General features: G+C 34.9%; 31 protein-coding genes and 1 pseudogene. 8 read left to right on the plus strand and 24 right to left on the minus strand.

Annotated elements, in window-relative coordinates; translation table 11 throughout:
• Positions 1 to 31 precede the first annotated feature (31 nt).
• The 5 genes from OD757_RS05780 to OD757_RS05800 are packed head-to-tail and all read right to left on the minus strand — an operon-like array spanning position 32 to position 4545.
• Entirely contained in the window at positions 32 to 1000 is a 969-nt protein-coding gene (locus OD757_RS05780; protein WP_263031171.1) for a quinone oxidoreductase family protein, read from the minus strand.
• A gap of 44 nt (positions 1001 to 1044) precedes the next feature.
• Positions 1045 to 2292: a hypothetical protein gene (locus tag OD757_RS05785; protein WP_263031172.1), complete on the minus strand. Its 1248-nt coding sequence runs from the start codon at positions 2290 to 2292 to the stop codon at positions 1045 to 1047.
• 50 nt (positions 2293 to 2342) lie between these two features.
• Positions 2343 to 2948 (minus strand): LysE family translocator, encoded by a 606-nt coding sequence (locus OD757_RS05790; protein ID WP_263031173.1) that lies wholly within the window; start codon positions 2946 to 2948, stop codon positions 2343 to 2345.
• A 28-nt stretch (positions 2949 to 2976) separates the two neighbouring features.
• The gene (locus OD757_RS05795; RefSeq protein WP_263031174.1) at positions 2977 to 3402 is read right to left on the minus strand and encodes a cobalamin B12-binding domain-containing protein; all 426 of its coding nucleotides are present in this window, start codon (positions 3400 to 3402) and stop codon (positions 2977 to 2979) included.
• 6 nt (positions 3403 to 3408) lie between these two features.
• A complete protein-coding gene (locus tag OD757_RS05800) occupies positions 3409 to 4545 on the minus strand; it encodes a fatty acid desaturase (RefSeq protein WP_263031175.1) in 1137 nt (378 codons plus the stop codon).
• Between the two features lie 385 nt (positions 4546 to 4930).
• Between OD757_RS05800 and OD757_RS05805 the strand changes: the two genes are divergently transcribed.
• The 3 genes from OD757_RS05805 (at position 4931) to OD757_RS05815 (ending at position 6547) form a co-directional block, all read left to right on the plus strand.
• On the plus strand, positions 4931 to 5332 hold the full coding sequence (locus OD757_RS05805; RefSeq protein ID WP_263031176.1) for a hypothetical protein: 402 nt from the start codon (positions 4931 to 4933) through the stop codon (positions 5330 to 5332).
• Positions 5333 to 5374: 42 nt separating this feature from the next.
• A complete protein-coding gene (locus OD757_RS05810; protein ID WP_263031177.1) occupies positions 5375 to 5794 on the plus strand; it encodes a hypothetical protein in 420 nt (139 codons plus the stop codon).
• 138 nt (positions 5795 to 5932) lie between these two features.
• Complete coding sequence (locus OD757_RS05815; protein ID WP_263031178.1) at positions 5933 to 6547, plus strand: RDD family protein; 615 nt, start codon at positions 5933 to 5935, stop codon at positions 6545 to 6547.
• A gap of 155 nt (positions 6548 to 6702) precedes the next feature.
• On the opposite strand, the gene OD757_RS05820 is transcribed toward OD757_RS05815, so the two are convergent.
• The 6 genes and pseudogenes from OD757_RS05820 to OD757_RS05845 form a co-directional block, all read right to left on the minus strand.
• A complete protein-coding gene (locus tag OD757_RS05820; protein ID WP_263031179.1) occupies positions 6703 to 7248 on the minus strand; it encodes a glycoside hydrolase family 108 protein in 546 nt (181 codons plus the stop codon).
• Positions 7249 to 7323: 75 nt separating this feature from the next.
• Entirely contained in the window at positions 7324 to 7662 is a 339-nt protein-coding gene (locus OD757_RS05825) for a hypothetical protein (RefSeq protein WP_263031180.1), read from the minus strand.
• Between the two features lie 213 nt (positions 7663 to 7875).
• Positions 7876 to 8748, minus strand: a complete 873-nt coding sequence (locus OD757_RS05830; RefSeq protein ID WP_263031181.1) for a DUF4882 domain-containing protein — start codon at positions 8746 to 8748, stop codon at positions 7876 to 7878.
• A gap of 120 nt (positions 8749 to 8868) precedes the next feature.
• Positions 8869 to 8979 (minus strand): annotated as a pseudogene (locus tag OD757_RS05835) (hypothetical protein); the annotation flags it as partial.
• 150 nt (positions 8980 to 9129) lie between these two features.
• The gene (locus tag OD757_RS05840; RefSeq protein WP_016138707.1) at positions 9130 to 9459 is read right to left on the minus strand and encodes a hypothetical protein; all 330 of its coding nucleotides are present in this window, start codon (positions 9457 to 9459) and stop codon (positions 9130 to 9132) included.
• Between the two features lie 85 nt (positions 9460 to 9544).
• Positions 9545 to 9991: a winged helix-turn-helix transcriptional regulator gene (locus tag OD757_RS05845; RefSeq protein WP_263031182.1), complete on the minus strand. Its 447-nt coding sequence runs from the start codon at positions 9989 to 9991 to the stop codon at positions 9545 to 9547.
• A 111-nt stretch (positions 9992 to 10102) separates the two neighbouring features.
• Here OD757_RS05845 and OD757_RS05850 point away from each other — a divergent pair, with 111 nt between their 5' ends.
• Complete coding sequence (locus OD757_RS05850) at positions 10103 to 11338, plus strand: MFS transporter (protein WP_263031183.1); 1236 nt, start codon at positions 10103 to 10105, stop codon at positions 11336 to 11338.
• Positions 11339 to 11485: 147 nt separating this feature from the next.
• Here the strand turns inward: OD757_RS05850 and OD757_RS05855 are convergent, their stop codons facing one another.
• Positions 11486 to 12250, minus strand: coding sequence for a hypothetical protein (locus tag OD757_RS05855; RefSeq protein ID WP_263031184.1), 765 nt, complete (start codon positions 12248 to 12250; stop codon positions 11486 to 11488).
• A gap of 266 nt (positions 12251 to 12516) precedes the next feature.
• Between OD757_RS05855 and OD757_RS05860 the strand changes: the two genes are divergently transcribed.
• Entirely contained in the window at positions 12517 to 12921 is a 405-nt protein-coding gene (locus OD757_RS05860; protein ID WP_263031185.1) for a hypothetical protein, read from the plus strand.
• A 52-nt stretch (positions 12922 to 12973) separates the two neighbouring features.
• On the opposite strand, the gene OD757_RS05865 is transcribed toward OD757_RS05860, so the two are convergent.
• The 4 genes from OD757_RS05865 to OD757_RS05880 all read right to left on the minus strand — a co-directional run bounded on the left by OD757_RS05865 (position 12974) and on the right by OD757_RS05880 (position 16371).
• The gene (locus OD757_RS05865; RefSeq protein ID WP_263031186.1) at positions 12974 to 13453 is read right to left on the minus strand and encodes a DUF6632 domain-containing protein; all 480 of its coding nucleotides are present in this window, start codon (positions 13451 to 13453) and stop codon (positions 12974 to 12976) included.
• Between the two features lie 41 nt (positions 13454 to 13494).
• Complete coding sequence (locus tag OD757_RS05870) at positions 13495 to 14736, minus strand: NADH:flavin oxidoreductase/NADH oxidase family protein (protein ID WP_263031187.1); 1242 nt, start codon at positions 14734 to 14736, stop codon at positions 13495 to 13497.
• A 25-nt stretch (positions 14737 to 14761) separates the two neighbouring features.
• Positions 14762 to 14935, minus strand: coding sequence for a hypothetical protein (locus OD757_RS05875; RefSeq protein WP_263031188.1), 174 nt, complete (start codon positions 14933 to 14935; stop codon positions 14762 to 14764).
• Between the two features lie 188 nt (positions 14936 to 15123).
• Positions 15124 to 16371 (minus strand): mechanosensitive ion channel family protein, encoded by a 1248-nt coding sequence (locus tag OD757_RS05880; RefSeq protein ID WP_263031530.1) that lies wholly within the window; start codon positions 16369 to 16371, stop codon positions 15124 to 15126.
• Positions 16372 to 16624: 253 nt separating this feature from the next.
• Between OD757_RS05880 and OD757_RS05885 the strand changes: the two genes are divergently transcribed.
• A complete protein-coding gene (locus OD757_RS05885; RefSeq protein ID WP_263031189.1) occupies positions 16625 to 16987 on the plus strand; it encodes a DUF3592 domain-containing protein in 363 nt (120 codons plus the stop codon).
• A gap of 4 nt (positions 16988 to 16991) precedes the next feature.
• Here the strand turns inward: OD757_RS05885 and OD757_RS05890 are convergent, their stop codons facing one another.
• Genes OD757_RS05890 through OD757_RS05905 form a run of 4 tightly spaced genes read right to left on the minus strand, consistent with a single transcriptional unit; the run spans position 16992 to position 20002 of the window.
• A complete protein-coding gene (locus OD757_RS05890) occupies positions 16992 to 17636 on the minus strand; it encodes a glycosyltransferase (protein WP_263031190.1) in 645 nt (214 codons plus the stop codon).
• Positions 17633 to 18232: a class I SAM-dependent methyltransferase gene (locus OD757_RS05895; RefSeq protein WP_263031191.1), complete on the minus strand. Its 600-nt coding sequence runs from the start codon at positions 18230 to 18232 to the stop codon at positions 17633 to 17635. Before OD757_RS05895 ends, OD757_RS05890 begins: the two co-directional genes overlap by 4 nt.
• The gene (locus tag OD757_RS05900) at positions 18207 to 19001 is read right to left on the minus strand and encodes a PIG-L deacetylase family protein (protein ID WP_263031192.1); all 795 of its coding nucleotides are present in this window, start codon (positions 18999 to 19001) and stop codon (positions 18207 to 18209) included. The genes OD757_RS05895 and OD757_RS05900 overlap by 26 nt, the downstream gene beginning before the upstream one ends.
• Positions 18989 to 20002, minus strand: a complete 1014-nt coding sequence (locus tag OD757_RS05905; RefSeq protein WP_263031193.1) for an acyl-CoA dehydrogenase — start codon at positions 20000 to 20002, stop codon at positions 18989 to 18991. The genes OD757_RS05900 and OD757_RS05905 overlap by 13 nt, the downstream gene beginning before the upstream one ends.
• Positions 20003 to 20251: 249 nt before the next feature.
• Here OD757_RS05905 and OD757_RS05910 point away from each other — a divergent pair, with 249 nt between their 5' ends.
• Positions 20252 to 20485 carry a DUF2171 domain-containing protein gene (locus tag OD757_RS05910; RefSeq protein WP_009388817.1) on the plus strand — a complete coding sequence of 78 codons (234 nt, stop codon included), beginning with the start codon at positions 20252 to 20254 and terminating at the stop codon, positions 20483 to 20485.
• 170 nt (positions 20486 to 20655) lie between these two features.
• Here the strand turns inward: OD757_RS05910 and OD757_RS05915 are convergent, their stop codons facing one another.
• From OD757_RS05915 to OD757_RS18290, 3 genes are all read right to left on the minus strand, one after another.
• Positions 20656 to 21210, minus strand: coding sequence for a TetR/AcrR family transcriptional regulator (locus OD757_RS05915; RefSeq protein WP_263031194.1), 555 nt, complete (start codon positions 21208 to 21210; stop codon positions 20656 to 20658).
• A gap of 863 nt (positions 21211 to 22073) precedes the next feature.
• Positions 22074 to 22496 carry a hypothetical protein gene (locus OD757_RS05920; RefSeq protein ID WP_263031195.1) on the minus strand — a complete coding sequence of 141 codons (423 nt, stop codon included), beginning with the start codon at positions 22494 to 22496 and terminating at the stop codon, positions 22074 to 22076.
• 90 nt (positions 22497 to 22586) lie between these two features.
• On the minus strand, positions 22587 to 22712 hold the full coding sequence (locus tag OD757_RS18290; protein ID WP_411267180.1) for a YHYH domain-containing protein: 126 nt from the start codon (positions 22710 to 22712) through the stop codon (positions 22587 to 22589).
• A 153-nt stretch (positions 22713 to 22865) separates the two neighbouring features.
• Between OD757_RS18290 and OD757_RS05925 the strand changes: the two genes are divergently transcribed.
• Complete coding sequence (locus tag OD757_RS05925; protein ID WP_263031196.1) at positions 22866 to 23411, plus strand: AAA family ATPase; 546 nt, start codon at positions 22866 to 22868, stop codon at positions 23409 to 23411.
• A 218-nt stretch (positions 23412 to 23629) separates the two neighbouring features.
• Here the strand turns inward: OD757_RS05925 and OD757_RS05930 are convergent, their stop codons facing one another.
• Entirely contained in the window at positions 23630 to 23968 is a 339-nt protein-coding gene (locus tag OD757_RS05930; RefSeq protein ID WP_009388829.1) for a hypothetical protein, read from the minus strand.
• Positions 23969 to 23989: the final 21 nt, after the last annotated feature.

Raw genomic sequence — 23989 nt, forward strand, 5'->3', positions numbered from 1 at the left:
CTCCTTAAATATAACTTAAATATTATTTAATCTATTTAACCGTTAATAGAATTTTCCCTGTAGTTTCACGACTTTCTAAAGCCCGGTGAGCATCCACAGCTTGCTCTAAGGGAAACATTCGACTTATGGTAATATTTATTTTTTTATTACGAATATATTCAAAAACTTCAAGAGCTCTTTTTTGAAATTCCTCTTGTTTAGCAATATGGGTAGCAAGAGTTGGACGTGTAAAAAAAATTGAACCTTGCTTAGAGAATAACATTGGATCTATTGGGGGCACCTTTCCACTTGACTGTCCAAATAAAACAAAAGTTCCCAACGGTTTTACTAATGAAATACTACGTTCATATGTAGTCAAGCCAATAGAGTCATAAACAACATCTACATCCTTTCCATTAGTATAATCTCGAGTTTTTTGTACAAAATCTTCAATATCTGTTTGTATAACTAAATCAGCTCCAAGTGATTGTACTAAAGGAATTTTTTTAGAGGATGAGACAGTTGTAATAACTTTAGCACCTTTGTTTTTAAGCATTTGGATAAGAATTGAACCCACTCCCCCTGCGCCCGCATGAACAAAAGCTATAGTTTTATCATTTATTTGATATGTAGATGTTGATAGATATTGAGCGGTAATTCCTTGCATCAAACAGGATGCAGCTAATTCCTCACTAATATCCTCAGGTATATGAACTATGCGATGATCTGAAATTTTTATATATTCTGCATATGAACCATTTGAAGAAATCCATGCAACTCGATCACCTATTTTAAATACATTATTTTTTGATGCTACGACGATGCCAGCTCCTTCTTGTCCGAGAACATAAGGTAAGTTGGAAACTGGATTCACTCCACTCCTTTGATATATATCAGAGAAATTTACGCCTGCTTTTGATACTTTAATAAGGACTTCATCAGTACCAAGATTAGGCTCATCAATATCTTCATAAATTAAGACATCTGGATTCCCGTAATTATAAAATTGTACTGCTTTCATTAATCTATCCTTTTCTTTTGATAATAATATTTAGTTTCAATAATTTAATTTATTTTCAAACTATCATATTTTTTTCTAGTAAAATGCAAACTATTTAAAAAAATATGAGACATACTTCCTGCATTCTTAACGTCTATACAACTTGATTTTGATATTGGCATATGACCAATTGATGACCATTTTAAGTATCCTTTTTCATCTATCATAACTTGTGTTTTATTTTTATTATCAGGATGAATACAATAAGGTACATCTAGAATTCCTTTATTAAATGCTGAAGACAAACAATTAGCAATCTCTGAGTCTAGGCTCAAAACGCTATCAATTAAGACACAGGCATCATTAAATATACGATCTCTTTCACCTATATCTAGATAAAGCTCATCAACCTCATCTGCATAACAATGATCAACAAATTCAAGTGAAGCTATATTTTCCACTATCGAAGGGATTCTTTTTGACTCTAAAGGGGTTTTAACAATTATTCTTGAAACTGAAGCTTTTTTTGCAACACGCACACTATCTCTAATCACTCGAGTGGACCCTAGAATAGTTTCAGGGAAAACCCCCATATAACTGTAAAGTACAATATGATGTCTTATTGAAGGTAAGTATTTTTTAATCAAAAGCTGTAAAGCTGCTAAGGCTGCATAATCTTGTATCGATGATGTTCCTTGGGCATAGCTAAAAGACATACTTTGTAAACCATGCTTCTGAAAAAATATACCCTCAAGAATATTGAGTGAATTGAGAAGCGTAGGTTCACATAATTGTCCTAACATACACCCAGCAAAACTTTCAATATGTGCACTTGAGCCTATACTTTGAAAGATCTCAATAGATTTTTGCCATTCTCTAACCGCTTCTCTAATTGGAGTCTGACTATAAGGTAGACAATATGAGATTGGACCTCCTTCAGTAGCGCTTATACCTACATCTACAAGTCGTTGAAAGATCTGGCTGGGTTTCGATGATCCGTGTCGGACTTGAATCGGCTTCTTAAATTTTTCAAAAATTTCATCAATCATATCCTTAGTTTCGTTAATAGAGTAACTGACAATAGGATAACCATTTAAAGGTTTATTATTTTTTCTGGCAATTAAGGGTGCTTCAAAATTGTTTACTCGTGTAAAACTGTCTAAGGTAATTGTACAAACTGAATGCATTTCTAAAGACGCAACAGCAAGCAAACCAGTTTGCATTTCTATAATATTGGAAAAGCCCATACGTGGTTGTCCACATATTTTATTTATTTTATGAGCTTGAATTACATAATCATTAAAATCTATCATATTTTCCACCGGATAATTTTTTAATTTATTTAATTGGTTTTAGACTAATTTTATATCAGGAAAAAAACTCCAATAACTAAGAACATACCACCTATTACACGTGTTTGGGTTATAATATTACTTCGACTAGAAAAGAAACTTAATATTTTTTCACCAAAGAAAACATATGACAATCCACTCGTAAATTGAATAAACAAATAAATAGAACTCAGCAATAAAAATTGATATATATATGACTCATTCTGAACAATAAATTGAGGAAACAGGGCACTAAAAAAAATTATTGATTTTGGATTAGTTCCTGCAATAATCAAACCTTTTAAATAGGTTGTAATAAGACTTTCATTTTTTTTAGTATCAGATTTTATAAAAGAAATACCCTTAGAGGTAAATTGCTTATATGCCATCCAGAAAAAATATAAAGCGCCAAATATTTTAATTATTTGGAATATTTGTTCTGAATATGATGCAATAACTTTCAAAGAATAAAAAGTAATTAATATTTGAGCAATATAGGCAGTTGTACCTCCAAGTATTCCTGCAATTGATGACATTTTACTCATGGACATACCATTCGCCAAGGAAAACATAGTCATTGGCCCCGGACAGTAAACTACAGTAAAAGTCACCAAACAATAAACAAGTACATTTTCCATATTTATATCTTTCTTTAATAATCAGAATTTAAGCTACATTTATTTCTTTACCAATACTTTCTAGAAATAATATAAATTCATTTAATCCATCAGAGGAGCTATTTTCTATAAACACACCATCAAACCCAGAATTAACTAAAACTTCTAAATGTTTAATATTTTCATCACCTGAAACACCAACCTTACCACCTATTACTAATTTAATATTTTTAGTAGCATTATTGCTTTTTAGTTTTTTAGCAATATCAACTCCTTCAATATAACCATGACCATTTACAGTACTTACTAATATTAAATCTGGTCTATTTCTATAAATTTCTTGAAGAATTGATGATATAGGAGTGCAGGCTCCTAAATTTACAACATCATATCCATGATCTTGTAAAAATAGACTCATAAAGACAAGATTCCAGCTATGAGAATCTGATGGAATAGTACATACAATTGCTTTCATAATAATTTACCTATGTTGATAATATGGTGCAGCTTCAGAGAATGATTTAAAGTTTGAATTAACTGTTTCTATATATCCCCAGCTATCCAAATAATTGTGTGTATGGCCTACACACCCCTTTTCCTGATCAGCTTTTCTCGCATAAGCGTAACGAGTCCAGTCTTTAGCCGTAGGTCTACGATGATGATAGTCATGACATGGTGTATCGCCGACTAATACAAATAATCGAAAAAATAAATGAATACTAAGCATTTCCCCCCACCATAATAAAATTTTTATATAGCGAGAGAGTAATGAAAATTCTGGGTTTACTTTTAATTCTCTACCAAGAAATACTGAAGAAGTTGATAATGAAATAAAGGCTCTTTCTCTTTTTTGTAAAATATCTACTGGCGGCCATCTATGTTCAGCTACTAAACGTAAAGTTGCACTAATTTGGTAACCTATAATAAGTGGAACCATCCAAACAATTACAAAGATTTCTTCTATATTAAAGAAAAAAACTATTAAAACTAATAATGACCAAAATAAAATGCAAGTTAATGAAAATGAAATATTAGTAGAAAACATACCTGTATTTAATCTACCTAGTAAAAATCTAATATGTGCTATAGGTGAAAAAATAGTTATTAATAGTTTCCTCCACATATCTTTAACACTATCTTTTGAATTAATACCTAGATGATCCATCAAAAATACCAATGTATCATCATCTCTAGTTAGCAACTTTCTAGAACTATGATGAGCCAAATGCTCTACTTTATATTGATCATAATTTTTTATAAGTAATACTATTGAAATAAACCACCCTAGGATTTTATTATTTTTTTCATCATTAAAAATCATACCATGTGCACAGTTATGATAAATTACTACTTGTAATTTACGCATACCCGATACAGTTATTATCCAACCTATTATCAAAAGAATATAATATTCATAGTAAAAATAAGTATAACTAATTACAACTCCAATCATGCATTTTAAAAAAGCTAGAACAACATGATAAATTGGTGAAGGAGGTTTTTTATTTATGTCTACCCTTAATAACTCAGCTTTAGAAGCCGCTCCAGTTAACCAAGTTAAAAAAGGTTGAAAAACACTTGGCAGTTGTTCCATTGTTTCTCTTGGTTCTTTTAACATGTAATCACCCAGCTATTTATTAATACCTTTATCTTATTTTTCTATATACAAGTAAACCGATCTGTATATGGTGAACAGACTATTCTACCTTTTATTTTTTTTCAATATTCCTTTCCTGTTTTATTACAAGCATAGAAAAATGCTAATAGATTGTTATTTATTTAATATATACTTATTTTAATGCAGATGTGAAACATTAAGTTACAAATTAAAAATTGATAATTTTATAAATCTGATTTTTTAATATCTAAATAATAAATTTCGATTAAAGATTTATTTTTCTTATACTTGAAATATTTTTACAGAGCTTTCACATAAATACCTACACTAACATTGCTATTAATCGTATGAACGGTGCATCCCTGCAATAGAAGACATTCCAATTATGAATAAACAAAATATTTTAATCACACTTCTAACTGGATTAGTCATCTTACTTAATGGATGTACTAATCCTCCTCAGCTTCAAAATAGGGTTATTGTGCCGAAAATTGTTTACTCAGGTGGTACTGATAATGCAAGCTATAGTGAAGCACAAATCAAGATTGAAGGCTCGTGTGTCTATTTAATGCATGTAAGTGATCGAGTCCTTCCCGTTTTTGCAACTAAAGATGCTCATTGGGATAGCAATAAGCATCTTTTAATTGTTGACTCAAAACAATATAAGGAGGGTGACACTATTGCTTATGGTAGTGGAGAAGCATATCCCCTTAATTTGAATGACTACAACTGGATCGTTAAACCTGATACTACTTGTGATCTAAATCAAGGGATTATTATCAATTAACTTATAGAACCAATTACTAAAAAGTAAAGAAAAAGCCCTTATATGAAAATACAATTCTTAGCATCTTTAATGGCTTTTAGCCTAACATCTTGCATGGTAAAGCCTAGTATAGCTAACAATGAAGAGATCTTTATTCCACCGATACTTATCACAAGCAATACGAGAAGTAATATTTCAATGATGGCTTCAACACATGGAAAGCTTATTGCAGATAAAAATGGATGTATCAGACTGGGCGACGAAATGGGTCCATTAATTATTTGGCGCTATGGAAGCAAATTAGAAAATTTAGGAAATGGTAAATTTAAAATTACCAATGGTTTTTCAAATCGATCTGTTTTAATTGGCGAAGAGATATCAATAGGAGGTGGTTCATATGAAGTAAAATCTACACGAGTCACCCCTTCTGTTCCGGAGGCTTGCGCAAATCATGGTTACTGGCTAGCTGGACCTATGGACTAATATATATAAAATAGTTATCACATAGAGATTATCACAATAAAATTTGTTCTTATTAATTTTGTTTACTATTAATTAAACTAACTATAATATTTTGCATTAATAAAAATTAATTTATAAATTCTAACTAAAGGAATAAAAATGGAATTTTTACCCATCGAAATCAATAGTGAAAAGGTCTTTGCTGGTTTTTGGAAACGTCTAGGTGCTGCAATTATTGATATAATTGTATTCATACCTGTAATGTTTATCAGTTATTACATTCAAAGTATCTCAATGCTAACTGCAATGCTCACTACAATTATTTTAACTCCTCTATTTTATTTATATATAATTTATTTTCATTATAAATTTGGTGCGACTATCGGAAAAATGGTAGTAGGTATCCAGATAACTCTAACTAATGGTCATAAGATCGGTCTTAAAGAAGCTGTACTAAGATCTTCAGTAGAAATTGTCATTACCTGTTTTGTAGTTACAGCCCAACTCATAGCTTTAAACCATGCTGATTCAGATATTTATCTTAATGCGGAATGGGTAGATCGGGCAAAATACTTAGTACTATTGTTACCCACTTGGTATGGTTTAATAAACCTATTGAATCAGGCATGGTTCTGGAGCGAGTTCATAGTTTTACTTTTTAATAAAAGAAAACGTGCAATTCATGACTTTATTGCAGGAACTGTGGTGATCAAACAAAAGTATGCTAAAGATCAAACCACTAACCCATTTAGCAGGAAAGTTACCGCTAGTTAAATTAGTATGGACAATTATGCACTAGGTTTTTACAGTTAAAAATTTTATAAAAAGCTCTCCTTAGAGAGCTTTAATACAAATGCCAACACTTACATTATTATTGATAGTATGAGCTGTGCATCCTGAAAGTAGAATACACAGCGAAATCAGAACCTTCATAGTGAAACGCGGTTAGCGATCCAACCGTAAAAGAATTGTTCTTGGGTAGGATTCCGTTCACAGATTTCAATGTAACGCTGGCCTTGCATGATATTTAGCACTCGAACTAATATCTTTTCTCCTTCTGTTCCACGTTTGGCTAGATAAGTTTTGAGTGCATTAAGAGTTGCTGGTCCATAAATCCCATCTACTGATAAATCTGGCCACCCTGCTTTACCATTGTTATTTAGTAGATTCAAAGCCCGTTGTAACAGTGGCTTTGCAAAGCTGGTACCACAGTTCACACCGGTATCTAATAACTCTTCAGCTACTGCTGAGCTAATAGTATTTAATTGATCGAATCGCGGTGCTGTCCAGTACTGTTTCCGATAAATAGATTTAGCTACATCAAGTGGTAAATCTTTCATATTGCCCTTAAAACCATTTGTACGTGCTACTGCTTCAGTAATGCCGTACTTTGTTGCCCCTCCTCGATCTGCGGGATTATTCACGTAACCACCTTCACGCTTAATTAAATCATCAAGATATTGTTCAATGTTCATTTCAGTTTCCTTTAGACATAAAAAACCCGCATATGCGGGTTAGGTTTAAATATTCTTAATTAGTTAAATTGATATTCAATTAGACAGAGGCTTATCCTTAAATTTCTTATGCCACTTTACAACTATAAATATACTTACAATCAGATAAATAATCGCGATTAAAGTTTTTGAAGAAATAAAAAATAATAATGCTCCAATTGATAACACTACAATGACAGGTTTCAATTTATTACCATATGGATTATTTTCATAAGTTACTGTCGCAGCAATAAAAGCAGCTACAATATACATAACTATAAGGGCAACAACTCTTTGAGATATATCATTAAATGCTTTAGTTAACTCAATCAGCAGAGGATATAAAGAACCTGGAAGCATGATAGGAATAACAAGAAAGATAAGCCATCTCAACATTTAAAAAACCCTTATATTAATCAAATATTTATATGAAACTTTAATAAAATTAATATTATTAAAAGTGACGAAGATTTTAACTATTAATAAAAAATAATACAATACTTTCAAACACTTAATAGAAATTAAATTAAACCTCCAAAACTACTCTTTTATAAAAAAGAACCACCCGAAGGTGGCTGTTAATAAAAATTCGTTAATTCAATTTGCTTTTTATAAAGCTACCCCGCAAATGTCCTTAGCTCCAGTAGGATAGGTAAACTGCATTTTTGACTTATCAGTAATCAATTGCAGTCCCACTGTTTTACCTGTCAAGGCAGAGTTGGCAAAATGATCTTGGTTGATAGCTCCCATGAAGCTGATATATTTTAATTTATTTTCCATAGTAAGATTTAAGTAGCCGTAGTTCACTCCATTAACAATATAGCCAACCTGTTTAGTATTTTGATTTACATAAATACCTACTCTAACCTTTCCATCTGCTGGAACTTGTACCGGATTACTGGTTCTATTAGCACTCAAGAGTGTTAAATGACCATTTCCATCAGATTTATATGTAACACCTAAAGAAACGATTGAGTCTCCATTTATAACACCTGAATAGTTATTACCTTTTGCAAACATTAAATTTAATGTTAACTCCACTTTAGATTGTGAAGATCCAGTAATAACAAAACCATACTCATACATCTGAGAAGTAGTGCCAAGATTAACCTTGAGATTATTCACATCAAAAATGAACTCTTGAGCAAAAATATCCGAAGTAGTAATAGGTTTATCTACTATGGCAACATTGTCTGGCGTATTAGAGGTATATTGAGTTTTAAATTGAATATATTTTTTTGAAGCTAAAAGCTTATCGACATCTTTATTTGAATAATAATTTATAACGTCATAACCAGACTGATTCGTATTATTTATATTAGCAACTTGCTCTGCATAACGATAATTAGCTGAGTTTGCTCCGTTTGCTACTTCAAAAGCTTTTATATCTTGTAAGGTCGCATCAAAGATATAAGAGCACTCGGCAAAAGCACTACTTACTCCACTGAAACCCATTACTGTTACTAAAATTATCTTTTTCACGGCGTTATCCTGTTTTTATTTTGAACATTTAGTATAAACAAGTCTTTAAATCATTTGATTAATTCCGACAGATGACAGGAATATAATAGAGCTATTTAATAATACCGCCCCCTAAGGCGGTTAACTATTTTGAATATCATCTTTAGCTTTTTTAAATTCTTTGATTACTTCGACAATCGTCTTACCTTCTTGTTTATCAATGAAATTAAAGATCCATCTGACTAAAGCCCAGTTCAGAATAGTACGCTTGTCTAGATCTGTAGATTTCTAATACTTCGTAATAAGAACCGCTATATAAATTAGTATTAATAGAAACTACAAATAAGATATAGGAATAAAGTTTTCTCTGGCCTTTCGGTTAGCTATTTCCTACTCACACCCTCAAATATTTTTAGCCAATTCTTTTGCCAAACATTGCTCATGCCAAGTGGTTTGAAAATTTTCGACAGCTTTGGACTTAATGAGAGGGTCTTCAAATAACTTTGAAGAATATGCAGATTTGATAAGCTCTTGATAAAGTTGTTTGGCTTGTTGCTCTTCAAGATGATTGGCGATGTCATGTAACTCTTTAGCTGGCACTTCATGTTGTCTAGCATCCATCACCCCACTCGCTGCTTTCTTCACAGTTTCACAGTAATGAAGTTCCATTGCTTCTGATGCTGCATAACATTGAATTGAAATCGCGCTTATAAAGAGGAATATAAATCTCATAATCTCACCTTAATTTGACGCGCAAGGTTACCAACTAATCTCTGCAAATTTAAGTTAAAAAAGGTTATTTTTGTTTTGTCTTATTTTATTTCACCTTTTGCACTTGAGTATTAGAAGCTCTCAACACTGTTCCATCTGCCGCGACTGGCGCCATAAATGGAATTTGCTCGCCTGTAGTTTTATCAATTAACAGAGAGTGGCGCTCACCACTTTCAAATAGGTTCTGTTCTCCCCATTGTCGTAAAGCTACAACCACTGGAAATAAACTCTCCCCTTTATCGGTCAATACATATTCTTGATAAGCCGTGCCATCCGAAGCATCTTGCATTTCAAGTACACCTGCATCCACTAACTTTTTTAGTCGGTCAGAAAGAATATTTCGCGCCACTCCTAAGCTGCGCTGAAAATCTCCAAAACGGCGCATTCCATCAAATGCATCACGCACAATCAACAATGACCAGCGGTCGCCTATCAGATTGACGCAGCGCGCAACTGGACAAGGTTCATCTTTTAACAATGTAGAGTGCGTCATTAAGTTTCCTTACCAATCATCAGTAACAAGTTATCTAGTTGCATTTTAAAACTAGTAGACTTAACATTCAACTAGTTGCATTTTAAAACCAGATTAAATGGATTTAGGCCCATGAAAGCTTCTCTTGCATCTTCTTCACACGCAGAAAGCGATAAACCGCTTTCAAACATGCCCCGTGGCGTAATTTTGCTGTTTGCTATAGCAAGTGGTGCAAGCGTAGCAAATGTCTATTATGCGCAGCCCTTGCTCGATATATTAGCCAAGAACTTTAATGTTAGTCATGCCGCCATTGGTGGTGTAGTTACAGCTACTCAAATAGGTTGCGCCCTTGCCCTCGTGTTTTTAGTGCCATTGGGTGACCTTGTAAATCGGCATCGCTTAATGGCTATGCAATTACTGGCTTTGATCTCGGCATTACTCGTGGTTGCCTTTGCTCACTCTACAATTATTCTTTTGGTAGGAATGCTTGCCGTAGGTTTACTCGGTACGGCCATGACTCAAGGGCTTATTGCTTATGCTGCGAGTGCCGCTCTCCCACATGAGCAAGGACATGTGGTTGGCACTGCACAAAGTGGTGTATTCATTGGTTTACTGCTTGCTCGTGTATTTTCAGGAGGAATTAGCGATTTAGCGGGTTGGCGCGGCGTGTATGTTTGTGCAGCCGTTATCATGCTTATGATTGCATTACCCCTTTGGAAACGTCTTCCTCATTTAGAGGTTCAGCCCGTTACCATGCGCTACCCGCAACTTCTGGCGTCGATGCTAAAACTGCTGCGCCAAGAAAAAGTATTACAAGTGCGCGGTGTCTTAGCTTTACTCATGTTCGCTGCATTCAATATTTTTTGGAGCGCACTGGTCCTACCGTTGAGTGAGCCGCCATATCGTTTTTCGCATACTATTATTGGGTCTTTTGGACTCGTCGGAGTTGTGGGTGCTTTGGCTGCTGCACGTGCGGGTTATTGGGCTGACCGCGGATATGCTCAGCGTACAAGCGCGGTAGCACTCTTCATATTACTGCTTGCTTGGGGACCACTCTCACTTATGAGTTACTCACTCTGGGCACTGGTGATTGGCATTGTATTATTGGACTTAGGCGGACAAGCCCTCCATGTAACCAACCAGAGTATGATTTTTCGTACTCGTCCAGAAGCGCATAGCCGGCTTGTGGGTCTCTACATGTTGTTTTATGCGATCGGCAGTGGATTAGGTGCAATCAGCACAACGGCGACTTATGCCTATGCGGGATGGCTTGGCGTGTGTACGCTAGGCGCAGGTGTTAGTCTATTGGCACTGCTTTTTTGGTGGATAACACGTCATATTTCACCGCAGGAGGTAAGCCAAATATAAAAATAGAACTCATCCTTTATGAATACACATACTGAATTCATTCAATAACGATTCATGAGCATTCATCAAATGTTAGAGTTAAAGGATTCAGATTGATCTATTCATATGATTCAACTTACTCGAACTGATTATTTAGCTAAGGAATCATCAGTGAGATGTCTGTGCTGCTCTAGGTTTAAAGACCATTAAACAGACAACAATGAAAGCCAATAAAACGAAAGACGCACTAAATCTGCTTAGTTCTAATCCACCATGTGCAATAGGTTTATCCAGAAAATCTCCCAATACCGCACCTAGAGGTCTGGTAAGAATAAAGGTCAACCAAAATAATAAGGTTCTTGAAATTTTGGTATAAAAATAACAGATTGCCAAAACCAACAATAATGTGCCAAAGATTAAAGCAGCGCTCGTATACCCTAAGCCTTGTGTATCAGCCGTCCAATCGCCCAAAGCTGTCCCTAATGTTTGAGAAAACATGATAGTTAACCAATAGAAGGCTTCGCTTTTTGCAGACTGGATACTTTTTACTGAAATTGTGCCGCAGCTTAAATACCAAACGAACAGAGATAGGCCTAATAAAATAAGTAGTATTAAGCTCCCTCCTGCATAGCCCACGCCTAAAGTTCGATCAACGAAATCGGCAATCGTCGTCCCTAAGGTCGTAGTGGCAATGATCGTAGCCCAGTAAAAAAATGAATTATAGTTTTTAGCTTTAATTTGTAGTCCGACAAATACTGCAAAGATCACTGCAAAAATTGCCGTACTGATTACATATCCCAAATTAAGGGACATGGATAGCGCATCTCCAGCGGTTTCACCTAGCGTTGTAGCTGCAATTTTTATGATCCAGAATAATAAGGTGACTTCTGGAACTTTACTCAAGGTTTTAGATAAATTCTCATGACTCATCATTGTATGTTCCCAAACATACTTTCATTAGCTGCTATCTAAAAGTTTATGCCTTAAGATAAAATTAAGGTTAAAAATAAATTACAAATACCTTTTCATAAAAGATGACACGGCGCATTTTGTCTCAATACATAGATGAAAAATATAACAATATACAAATAAATAAACTATAATGATTTAAGAATTACTCATGTGAGTGAATGAGATGAAATCTTCTCTAACAATGTAAATGTTGATATGCAACATTTGTCCATTACTATCAAAATTATATGAAAGCCCCTATAGGAACAAAATTGGGTATTAATAATAAATTGATTTGCGCAGTTGTATTTGCTCTTCTGGCGGGATGTCAGCGGCAAGAGGCGAACGAAAATACAAGTGCGGTGAAACTTCCTGTTTATCAGTTTAATGGCGTTTCTGCATCAGCTCGCTTAAAAGGAATATTGCAGCTAAAACAAGAGTGCCTCTATGTGAACGATATCCTCATTATTTTTCCGGAAAACACCGCTCAATGGGATTCTGAAAAAGAAACCTTAATTTATAAAGGTAAGCTAGTTGCCGTAGGCAATGAGTTAGATATTGCTGGAGGTTTTGGTAATTTTGAGCAGGACAATCTACGCATTAAGCATTTGAGCCCCATGTGTGATCATCAGAACATTTGGTTTGCAGGATAATCTACAGTGAAGGGTTCGAGTTCAATTTCCGTCACCCTTCACCATTTCGTTCTTAAACGGACTGAATCAAATTATGATCAGATTTATATATTTTCCTAATAGGCCACCAGAAATAAATATAAATTAAGAGAATGACCCATCCCAACAATACATCTCCAATTAAATGTGGAGATTCATGTGTCATGACCAAACCCATAACAAGCATTGCACCGAAGTGAGCAATATTTGCAACCATGGTAAATTCAAAAAACATATAGTTCTTTAAAGGCTCTTTGGCCGCTTTCAAAAGAAACCAGCCCCATACAATATAGATGGCTGAGATCATCAACTCGTAATGTTCAGCTCCACCATGCACCTCTCCCCAGCGAACTAATCGAACCAGAAATTCACCCCATTCAAATTGAAGTAAAATAGCAGGAATATTTAAAAAGATAAGAAGGACCCCTCCAGCAAAAAATAGAATAAAGCTGTAACCCATAAGCTTTGCTACGAAGCTGAACCGAGATATTTGTATTTGGTGATTTGCCGACATAACTTATGCCCTCACTGATATGAAAATTTATTTCATAATTTTTAAGATGCACGTAATCGACGAGTCTTGAAAATACCCAGTCCTTTATCTTTAATATCTAAAATAAAAGATTTGAGTCCATTTTCATTTGGAATTGGTAAGCTCCCCCGTCCTAATCTATGCATTTGACGCGTATACCAAGTAATTTCTAATGACCCCAAATTATCAATAAACTTAAAACCTGTAGTTAATGGTTTAACTTGATTAATAGTTTCAAGCCCACTTAATAGCCGTTTTGATGCCAACGGTTCAATTGCGAAAATTCGGCCAAGACCAATAAAATCTAAATCATTATTTGATAAAGCACTTTCGATTCCTTGCAGACTTCTAAACCCACCTGTCACCATAAGTGGCACTTTACTTTGTTCACGCACTTTTTTAGCAAAGTCGAGAAAGTAAGCTTCACGAGAGAGGGTTGAAGCTTTGGATTTACCCAATTGCATAATCGGTTTTTCATAGGTTCCGCCAGAAATTTCGATTAAATCGATACCTACTTCATCCAATGCTTGAATGGTTGCTAGCGATTCTTCTTCGGTAAAACCGCCTCTTTGAAAATCGGCTGAGTTTAATTTAATACTTACCGGATAGTCCGGCCCAACTCGATTACGAATTTCCTTATAAATTTCAAGCACAAATCTACGTCGATTTTCTATATTTCCGCCCCATTGATCTGTACGGCGGTTATGATGCGGAGAAAGAAACTGGCTAATTAAATAACCATGTGCACCATGTAACTGAACACCTGTAAACCCTGCTTTCTTGGCAATCTCAGCGGTATTTGCATAGCGTTGAATCAGATCTTCAATTTCATCATGAGTTAACTCTCGTGGTGTCGCAAAAACTGCTGCCATTTTCGGGCCAAACGGCACAGCAGAAGGTGAAACCGTTTCTTTATTTAACCCTCGAATTGCTTGTTTACCAGGATGGTTTATTTGCATCCAGATTTCAGTACCACCAGATTTAGCAACTTCTGCCCACTCTTTGATGAGGTCAAAATCTTTTTCATCTTCGATAATGACATTACCCGGTTCACCTATTGCTCTAGAGTCAATCATCACGTTACCGGTAATCAAAACCCCAGCTCCAGACTGAGACCATGTTCGATATAACTGAATCAGCTCTTTACTCGGTCGCCCATCGGTATGAGCCAATGCTTCACTTAAAGCTGATTTAATCAGCCTATTTTTTAACGTAATTTTTTTCTTAAATACAAATGGCGATGCGAGCTTTAAATCATTTTTCATCTTAGGCCTCCGGCGTGATTATTTTTTATGCAGTGAGCTTTTGAATATAGTTACGAATAGGCAATGCGATTAAATCAGGATGGCTCGCAATTCCCCAGTGACCCGCATGAATATCAGAAAGCCATAAAGTTTTAGATGCCATATCCTTGAATGTGTTTGGGTACATGTTCTTTTTCTCTTCCTCAAGATAGCTACACATTAAGTTCCAAAAAGGAACTTGTTAATATCATTAAAGGACAATTCCTATGTCAGAACGGTCAAAAATTTGAATTAGTCTTTTAAAATAAAGATTAAGTAAGACATGCTAGATTAAGAAAAATTAAAAAAAGCCCCCTTATGGGAGCTTTTTCAAAAATAATTTAGGATTTGTTATGGGCAGCTTAAATCTTAATTTGGGTTAATCTCTGCCGTTAATCTTTGCAAATCATGACCCGAAGGTGCTTGGTAAACACGTAAACCAAACTCGGGAAGAATCGCAATTAAATGATCAAAAATATCGGACTGAATTGCTTCATAAGAAACCCATGCAATGGTATTGGTAAATGCATAGATTTCTAAAGGTAAGCCCTGACTGGTCGGCTGTAATTGTCTAACCATGATGGTTTGATTTTGGGCAACCCCCTTATGCTGGCGCAAATAAAACTCTACATAGGCTCTGAATGTTCCGATATTGGTTAAACGGCGCTTGTTATAACGGGATTGATTGCTTAACTGTTTATTGAACTCTTCAATTTCAGAATTCTTTGCATCCAGATATTGATCTAATAATAAAAACTCTTTGAGCTTTTGTTGTTCTTCGTCACTCATGAAATGAACACTGCTTTGATCGAGAAAGAGTGAACGTTTCATTCGACGACAACCTGAATTGCTCATACCTCGCCAGTTTTTAAATGTATCGGTAACCAGCTTATTGGTCGGAATGGTCGTGTAGGTTTTATCAAAATTTTGCACAGTGACTGTATGCAATGAAATATCAATCACATCACCATCTGCATTGAGTGATGGCATTTCAATCCAGTCGCCAATACGCACCATGTCATAAGAAGCGATTTGCACACTAGCAACCAATGACAAAATGGTGTTTTGGAAAACCAGCATTAATACTGCTGCCATCGCACCAAAACCTGCAAGTAATGTGAACACATCCTTTTTAAGGAACGTTCCCAAAATCATCAGGCCACACACAACAAATAAAATTAATTTAACGAGTTGTAAGTAACCTTTAATCGGCTTGTTTCTAGATTTTGGATTACGCTGATAAATAAGGTTGAAGATATTTAACAGCTCACTTACTGTAAGTGCGAGCGTGAGAAAAATAAATGCTTGCGCCCCCATTTCTACAAAAGCAATAAACTTCGCAGATAGATGCGGAACTGTTGCAATACCATTCATAATCACAACAGCAGGAACAATATTTGCAAATTTCTTTATGACACTATGCTGAGCAAAAATTGATTGATTGGGTGATTTAAGTTTGGTGACTAAATGACGAACGCCTCGAACAATAATTCGTTTGGCAATAAAATTTGCTATTGCTGCAAATAAAATCAAAAGAGTGAGTGAAACAATCATCTCTAGCCAAGGATAATGGCTTAACTGAACCCGAATTTCGCGAAAAAAATTAAAAAAATCCAACATCTACCCCTTAAAACTTTATTTTCTCGAATTTTAAGGGTTAAAACATTTGATAATAAGACTTGTTTACATATGTAGTCATAAATACAACAACTAAGTTATATACCTACCTTAATGAATAAGGATGCTTTTTATTTTCACACCTAACTGTGAGATTTTATCTACTTATGTTTTAGATTGTTTTTATTGAGTAGATCGACTAAATTGGTTCATCTAGAATAATAATTTAAATGAGTAATTCTGGTTCTAACAAGTGAAATTTTCTGATTTTTTGACTTTTATTGGAGTAATCTGGTTTACCCTATTCTTTATTTATATTGCTTGGACCTTTTTTCTTAAAAGTCTGGTTTATAAGTTTTTTATATATAAACGAGGAATCGTTACTTCTGCCGAAGTCGTGTATTTTCAAGACTCGCTCGTTAAAGTTCAATATCGTCCTTTATGTCATATAAAATTAAAATTCCAAGCAGCGCAAGGTCAAATTATTACCGAAAATCTAAAGGTGATTATTGCTAAACAAAATCACGATCAATATAAGGTGGGTAATATCATCAATATTAAATATGACCCACAAAACTTAAAGAATATTTCGATATTAGGAGAACTCATGTTTTGAGTCCTTAGAGGTTATTTAAAAAGTACGATAAGCCCTGTGGTGCGCGACCATTTAACCGACTACTTGTTGTCACTCGAACTAGATTGCTCCAAGTAATATTGCAACAATGCTTTATAAATTTCTTGATTAACGAAACATCTTCATGACATGAAATTGGGTCAAAGCCCCCTACTAACAGATAGACTTCTGCACTAAAACTCAAATTTGCCCCATGAATATGCGCATGATCCATCTGATCTTGATAATGTGCCAAGTACTTCTGCTGTTTGTCCATAGATAGATGGCTCAAGTCATCTAACATCACAGTACCGCAAATTACATCTGTGGGTTGATGCTGGATTTGATAGCGCAGCCAATCTGGACTGACTATCGTGTCTGCATCTGTACAAGCAATCCAAGTCACTCCACGCTCAATCAAGTGACGAATTCCTAAGTCACGTGCTTGCCCTACACATGCATAGTTACATTCAATCCAATTGATCTGATGGCTTTGCACAATCAATCGCGACTGATCTGTACAACTATCAAGTACAACAATCACTTCTACTTCATAACCGTTAATATTATCTATAGCCACCTGAATAGATTGTAGACAGGCTGATAGATAGTACTCTTCATTATGCGCCGGAATAACAATACCTATTTTCATCTTAGTTTTTCCTGCTGTGCTAAAGAGGAAGTATTCGCCGTCCACAAATCAATCATAAAGTCTGGATCGTTTAAGCTGAGATAATGATGAAATGGAAAATGTTGCTGAAAACTTTGGTGGACTTGCTCGGCATTTAACTCAAAATCTTGAATTTCATGACGCCAGTGGCAACACAAAATCTCGCCGTTGTCATTTAAACTATGCTTTAACTTTTCAATAAATTGATGCAATTCATCTGCTGACAAGTAATAGGCCATTTCACTAATTAAAATCAGATCAAATTTTTGAACCAAATAGTCCTCTGGTATTTTTCTATTTTCGACCACTACATGCTCAAACTCTTGTAAGCGCTCGGAAGCTAACTGAACAGCACACTCAGAAACATCTATACACACCAGAGACTCGGCTCTTTGGGCTAAATGAATACTTAAATGTCCATTTGAACACCCCACCTCTAACACTTTTGGATAGCGGGGTTTTGTGAGTAGCGCAAGACAAATTTGTCTTTTACGTGCTTCATACCAATGTGAGTCATAGCCCCATGGATCACTGTTATGACGATATAAATCTTCAAAGTACATGCGAGAATGAATCACTCAAATAAACCTCATAAGGCATTAAAAGACGATTAATTATCGAAGTAGACAAAACTGCCATATTCCCCGTAGTTTCATCTGCTTCAATCTGGCTTTTAAACTGCAAAATTGCTTGATGTTTTTTAATTAACTGCTCTTCGGTTAAGTGGTACGCTTTTGCGGAGCGCCAATCAATTCGCGCGTCTAAAGGCTCAGCCCAATGCCAAGCCCATATTAATACGTGTAAATACAAAATCTGCTTAGCTGTTGCATAGGCTTGAACTGTCTTACCTACTGCTTCATGGTCTGGGTGACCATCAAAGGCATAACTACAAATGAGAATGTCATCAGCTTGAATGATGTTATCTAAACTCTGCCAAAGTTGATCGGTCTGAAGATGAATCTGGCCATCTAACAAGTTGAGTTCTACACGTTCAGTTGACTGCAATACCCCTAAACAATTTAAGGCCTCTAAGCTTTCTTGCGGACGAAGAATATTAAGTTGATCTGGAGAATATTTCCTAGAATTAGGATGACTTTGCGTACCGTTAGTTACCGCTAAAATGAGGATCTTACAATTCAGTGCAATAAGTTGCTGCATTAAACCACCACACCCTAGTACTTCATCATCTGGATGTGGAGCAACAATTACGACCCTTTTAGAGCGGAATAACTCAAGATCTAAAGCCTCTAAAGGTTGTTCTTTAAACGCCTTTAACCATTGCTCTTTGGCGGTGCCCTCACCAAAAATAACGCGGTCTTCGACCAAAGGATGTTTTAAAGTTCCCATAGGCTTTGGTCCGATAAACAGAGTTCTGTAATTTGCTGGTAGTCAAAAGCAGCATGACTTTGTCTGATAAACACCGGCAAATCAGCCATGAGCTGTGCAAAAGTGGCATCCTCACAAAAAGGACGAGCACCTAATGCTTTCCCAACTCGTTCAATTACACTCAAACAGCATTGCTCTGTTTGGGCACGCAATATTCGTATCTCACGCTCATGATTTAGCATGGGTTTGCGATCAATCAGTTCAGCAACATATTGAAAATATTGCTTAGTAATTTCTAATTGCTGAGCGACTTCTCCTAAATACAATTTTTTAAAAGGATTCGGACTGACCTGACAACTTTCTTGTAAAAAACCAGCTAAACCAACGGCGGCACCATACCAACAAGCCGCAACACCTGCTGCACCATGCCAAAAGCCTGGGCGTTTTAAATAACTATTTGGATGACCGATCAATTTTACAGGTGTATTTTCAAAACTTACTCTTGCCGTCTGTGTCGGATGCATTCCGACTGCATGCCAGTTACTTAAATCAGTGCTAATGGAGGAATGACTTAAGTCGACAATACAAAGCTGCGCCTGCCCTTGCTGATTTTTATAACTCATCAAAGCTTTTTGAATAAATTCTGCACCAGAACACCAAGGCTTGATGCCATTACAGAGGTTATCTTTCACTTGCAATGGAGCTGGTCCGCCGTCTGCCGCCCAAATGGCCCAAAGCTGGTCATCTATTTCTGATTGATAACCCAATTCATTTAAAATGCTTATAGCATCGCAATGTGACTCAAAGAGCTTCGCCAAACTTAAATCAACTCCAGCAATCTGAGCAAAAAGTTGCCAGCGTTGATACGTTTGACCTGAAGCTGGATGTGGTAAATTCTTGGTTAAATTTACCAATTGATAGAGTAAATTTATACGAAGCTTGCTTTTATCTTCAGCTAAGGCCGATTCAAATTCACTCAATAAACTTAATATCGTCACATTTATAGGTATTTTAATATTCATTGCAAATAGTTATTTATAAGACTTCATTTAACCTTATCTAAATACTTCTGTTTAAATAAACATATAAATTGTAATAAAAAGATAAATATTATTAGATTTATCTCTAATTATTTCATTGTTACTCAAATATAATTATTAAGTGAACTTATAACCTGATCCTGTAAGGTTTATTAAAAAACCCACATTTATGCACTTATTTAAAGTAATTTAGGTTTTACCGTTTTTCTATTTCTAAAGAAGAGGTCAAAAATGAATACTTTAAATATTACTGATATTAAAAAACACGCAGATGTTATTGCTTCTTGCGGTACAAAAGTAGGAACGGTCGACCATCTCGACGGTGAAAATCAATTGAAACTGACTCGAGACGAAAGTGGTCAACATCACCTCATCCCTACTGCGTGGATTGGGGAAGTGAAAGAAAACCAAGTCATACTCAACAAAAATTCAGAAGAAGTTAAAGATCAGTGGCAAGCGATCTAGGCTTCTCGACTGGCTAGTTTTTAGCTGGATAAAAATAAAGTTAATAATTTATATAACTAAAATTTAAATTATAAAAACTGAAGCTCCTTTTCATTAAGGAGCTTTTTTATTTCAATATCTATGTAAAAGCCCCCCATAATTGGAGGCTTTTGCATTTGAGATCTAGCTTATTAGGCAAAGTTTAAAAAGAAATAATCTAACAACCGATCTCTTTCATCCACCACATTTTCACCTAAAAGTTGAACCATTGCTCCATCTATCATAAATAAAAACATGTAAGCATCTTTAACTGAGGCTGTAGATTTTAAGGTTAAAAGCAACTTATAGATTTCATTAACAAACCAATTTCTATAGTCCACTACAACTTGATAGGCATCCGGATAGAGCTTTTCAATTTCAAAAATTGCCTTAAAGGGTAAATGATAAAAGCCATTTAAGTCGGCATGTAGCAGGTAAATCTGCTTAAGTTTATCGAGTACCATTTCTTCACGGTAAGAGTTAAGAATTGAATACACTTTTACTTTGAGCGCATCTTTTTGAAAAGTGAGACACATCTCGATGAGTCGTGCTTTTGAGTGAAAGTCGTTATAAAAAGTAGCTTTGTGAATTTTGGCTTCTGCAATAATTCGGTCGACACCGACCTTATAAAAGCCATCTTGATTAAATAAGTCTTTTGCTACGTGAAGCACGCGTAGTGCTCTAAATGAAGATTCTAAATTGTTCATGTGTACCGCTTAAAATAATTTTTTGTTGTATCTAAAGAGATAGAAATGCCGTCACTCTTAAAATGAGTGCTAAAAACAGGCATGCAAAAGCCGCACAAAATGTGCCTAAGCTATCTCAGGTTTTATTGTTGCTATGATTTTTTAGTCGTAACGAGCTAAGGTTTTAAAACCTAAAGTCGGTTAAACCGTTTTAAAAACCAGTTGGGCGGTATGGCTAGAGAGAGTTTGGCAAAAGCCAAAAATTGAGAAGAAATAGTACGCATGAGCGGACTCCTATATGCATAAAATTTCTGCCAATCACTGCTAAATGATTATGGTGGCAGAACGAAAGGGGGTTAGCAGACTGGGCATATAGAACCAGCACGCACAAGGCGTCCCCCTTCCGTCCTACCGCTACGAAGGGGGGACGAACGAGTTCGCCACCAAAAAATTGCTTTTTTGATGCGCTATACGCTCTCGGTCTGCTAAAACCGGCTGGCAATGTAGGCCAGCAGGCAAAGCATAATCGGAGGGGTTTTAGGTGTCAATGTGATATTGGCTAGAAAATAATTGAATAAATATTATTTTTCATTGAATTAGAATATTTAATTTTTTCATTAGAAATTTATTATTTAATAAAAATAATAATAGAACGAGAAAGGGTTGATAGACTGATAGCCCAAAGGTCAGCACGCACAAGGCGTCCCTCTCTCATCCTGAAACGAAGAATAATAAGAGAGATTTTAAGTGTCAATATGATATTGGCTAGAAATAAAGCTTTAAAAAACTTTAAAAATAATTTTAGTAAAATGATTTATTAATCTACAACAGAAGCTTTTATTTTTTGAGTTTTCAATTTTAGTAAAACTTAAAAATGTCCTCTACTATAGTAATTCATTAAGACTTTCAATACCGAGCTTTACACCGTAGCTCCCTTCACTATCATCATCAAGCCAACCACCATTAATTAAAGCTGGCACGGTCTTATTTATTACTTTACCAGCTAATAATTTGGCATCATCCCTACTTAAATAACCAACTGTTAAACCACTAATTTCAATTTTTATAGCATTCTTATCATAAGCATTAAAAGGTTCAGAAATCACTCTAGCCATTACTTCTACATATTTTGATCTTTCTTGTTTAGGTCCAGCAATCTTTCTTAAATTAGCTTGATAAGATTGTTCTCCAACAATGTCAACCAAATATGATATTGGTCTTTCATTAGTAAATTTTTGCTTTTTATGTATTTTACTTAATATTAAAAATAAAACTAATAAACCAAGCGTTCCCCATATTATTTCCATCTATTCACCTCTTATTATTTCTAAAAAATGTAAAAATACAGATCTTAAAAAGAGTAAACCAGAAATCAGCTTACTCTTTTATACCCTTATTTAATGACAGTGATGGTCTCCAGTTTTACTATTGGTATGGCATCCTTTAGAATTTGTACCTCCAGAATGAGCATTAGCCTGTGTCACTGCTAAACCGACTAGACAAATGAATAAAAATTTTTTCATGAGTTTATTTCCTTCAAGTCGGAATTATAATTGAGTTTTTATTGTACAAAAGAAAATTCTTAAGCTTTGATAAAACAGATGAGTAACTTATAAACTTTAGTCTACTTTCTATTTATAACCATTTTATTGAAATATTTTTTTAAAAGATAAACCATGAAAATTTGTATTGTAGGCCCTTCTGGTGCTGGTAAAACAACTATCGCTAAGAAATTAGCTAAAGAATTAAAGATACCTGCTCATGCATTTGATGAGATCTATTGGGATTTAAGTGGAACTGAATTTGTAAAAAATTCCGAAGAAATCATCTCACTTGGTATTAAACAAATCATCTTACAGGATAATTGGATTTTAGAAGGAGCTTATGATAAACGTTTACTTCCATTACTTCTTGAATGCTCTTTAATTTTAAAGATGGAAGTACCTCTTCATTTAAGAACGATTAGGCTACTACAACGTTATCTAGAGTCTCTAGTTACAGGTAAAAGGCCCAAAGAAACTCTAAAAAATACAATCGAGTTGATCCAGTATTCATATAGTTTTGATAAACGCTTAGAAAAATTTTTGAGTAGTAATAATCGACTCTCTAGAAAAGTTATTTCTTTTAATAATTTTTCAAAAGCTATAAATATTATTGAGACAGTTTTTAAAAATAATTTATCCGATTCATTGAATCGTAATGATAGAACGAAAGAGGGTTAGCAGACTGGAGCCAAAGAATCCAGCACGCACAAGGCGTCCCTCTCTCATTCTGAAATGAAGAATAATAAGAGAGATTTTAAGTGTCAATGTGATATTAGGTGAATTCTTAAAGTTTATTTTCTATTTTAAATTATAATTTATATGCTGTGATACACCGATAAAATGAATAATTAAATCCATTTTATCGGCTTGCTAGAAGAGGTTTTTAAACCCTTATTTTATTGTTTAATATATTTTGGAAATTCTTTTAAAACCTTATGACAAAAGTGGCCCTGTGTGTCTTCTTTCTTGCGTTCTTCAAATTCCTTCATACCAAATTTCATAACCTCTCTACCATATTTTTCGCCAAGATCATGTTTAGTACATTTCGCGGCAGCATCCTTTAACTCTTCTGAATAATAGTGATAATTACAATCAAGTTGAGCACGGCTTAAAAAACCATGTAGCTCTACTGCTTTCTCGCACTGTGTTTGCTCTAGAAGATTTCTAGATTCTTGAGCAGCATAAGTTGAGGTTGCTACCAATAAAGTGAAAACCGTTACTAAAAAATTACGCATTATTTCCCCGGAAAAAGTTAT

Source organism: Acinetobacter sp. AYS6 (assembly GCF_025630795.1).
Classification (GTDB): domain Bacteria; phylum Pseudomonadota; class Gammaproteobacteria; order Pseudomonadales; family Moraxellaceae; genus Acinetobacter.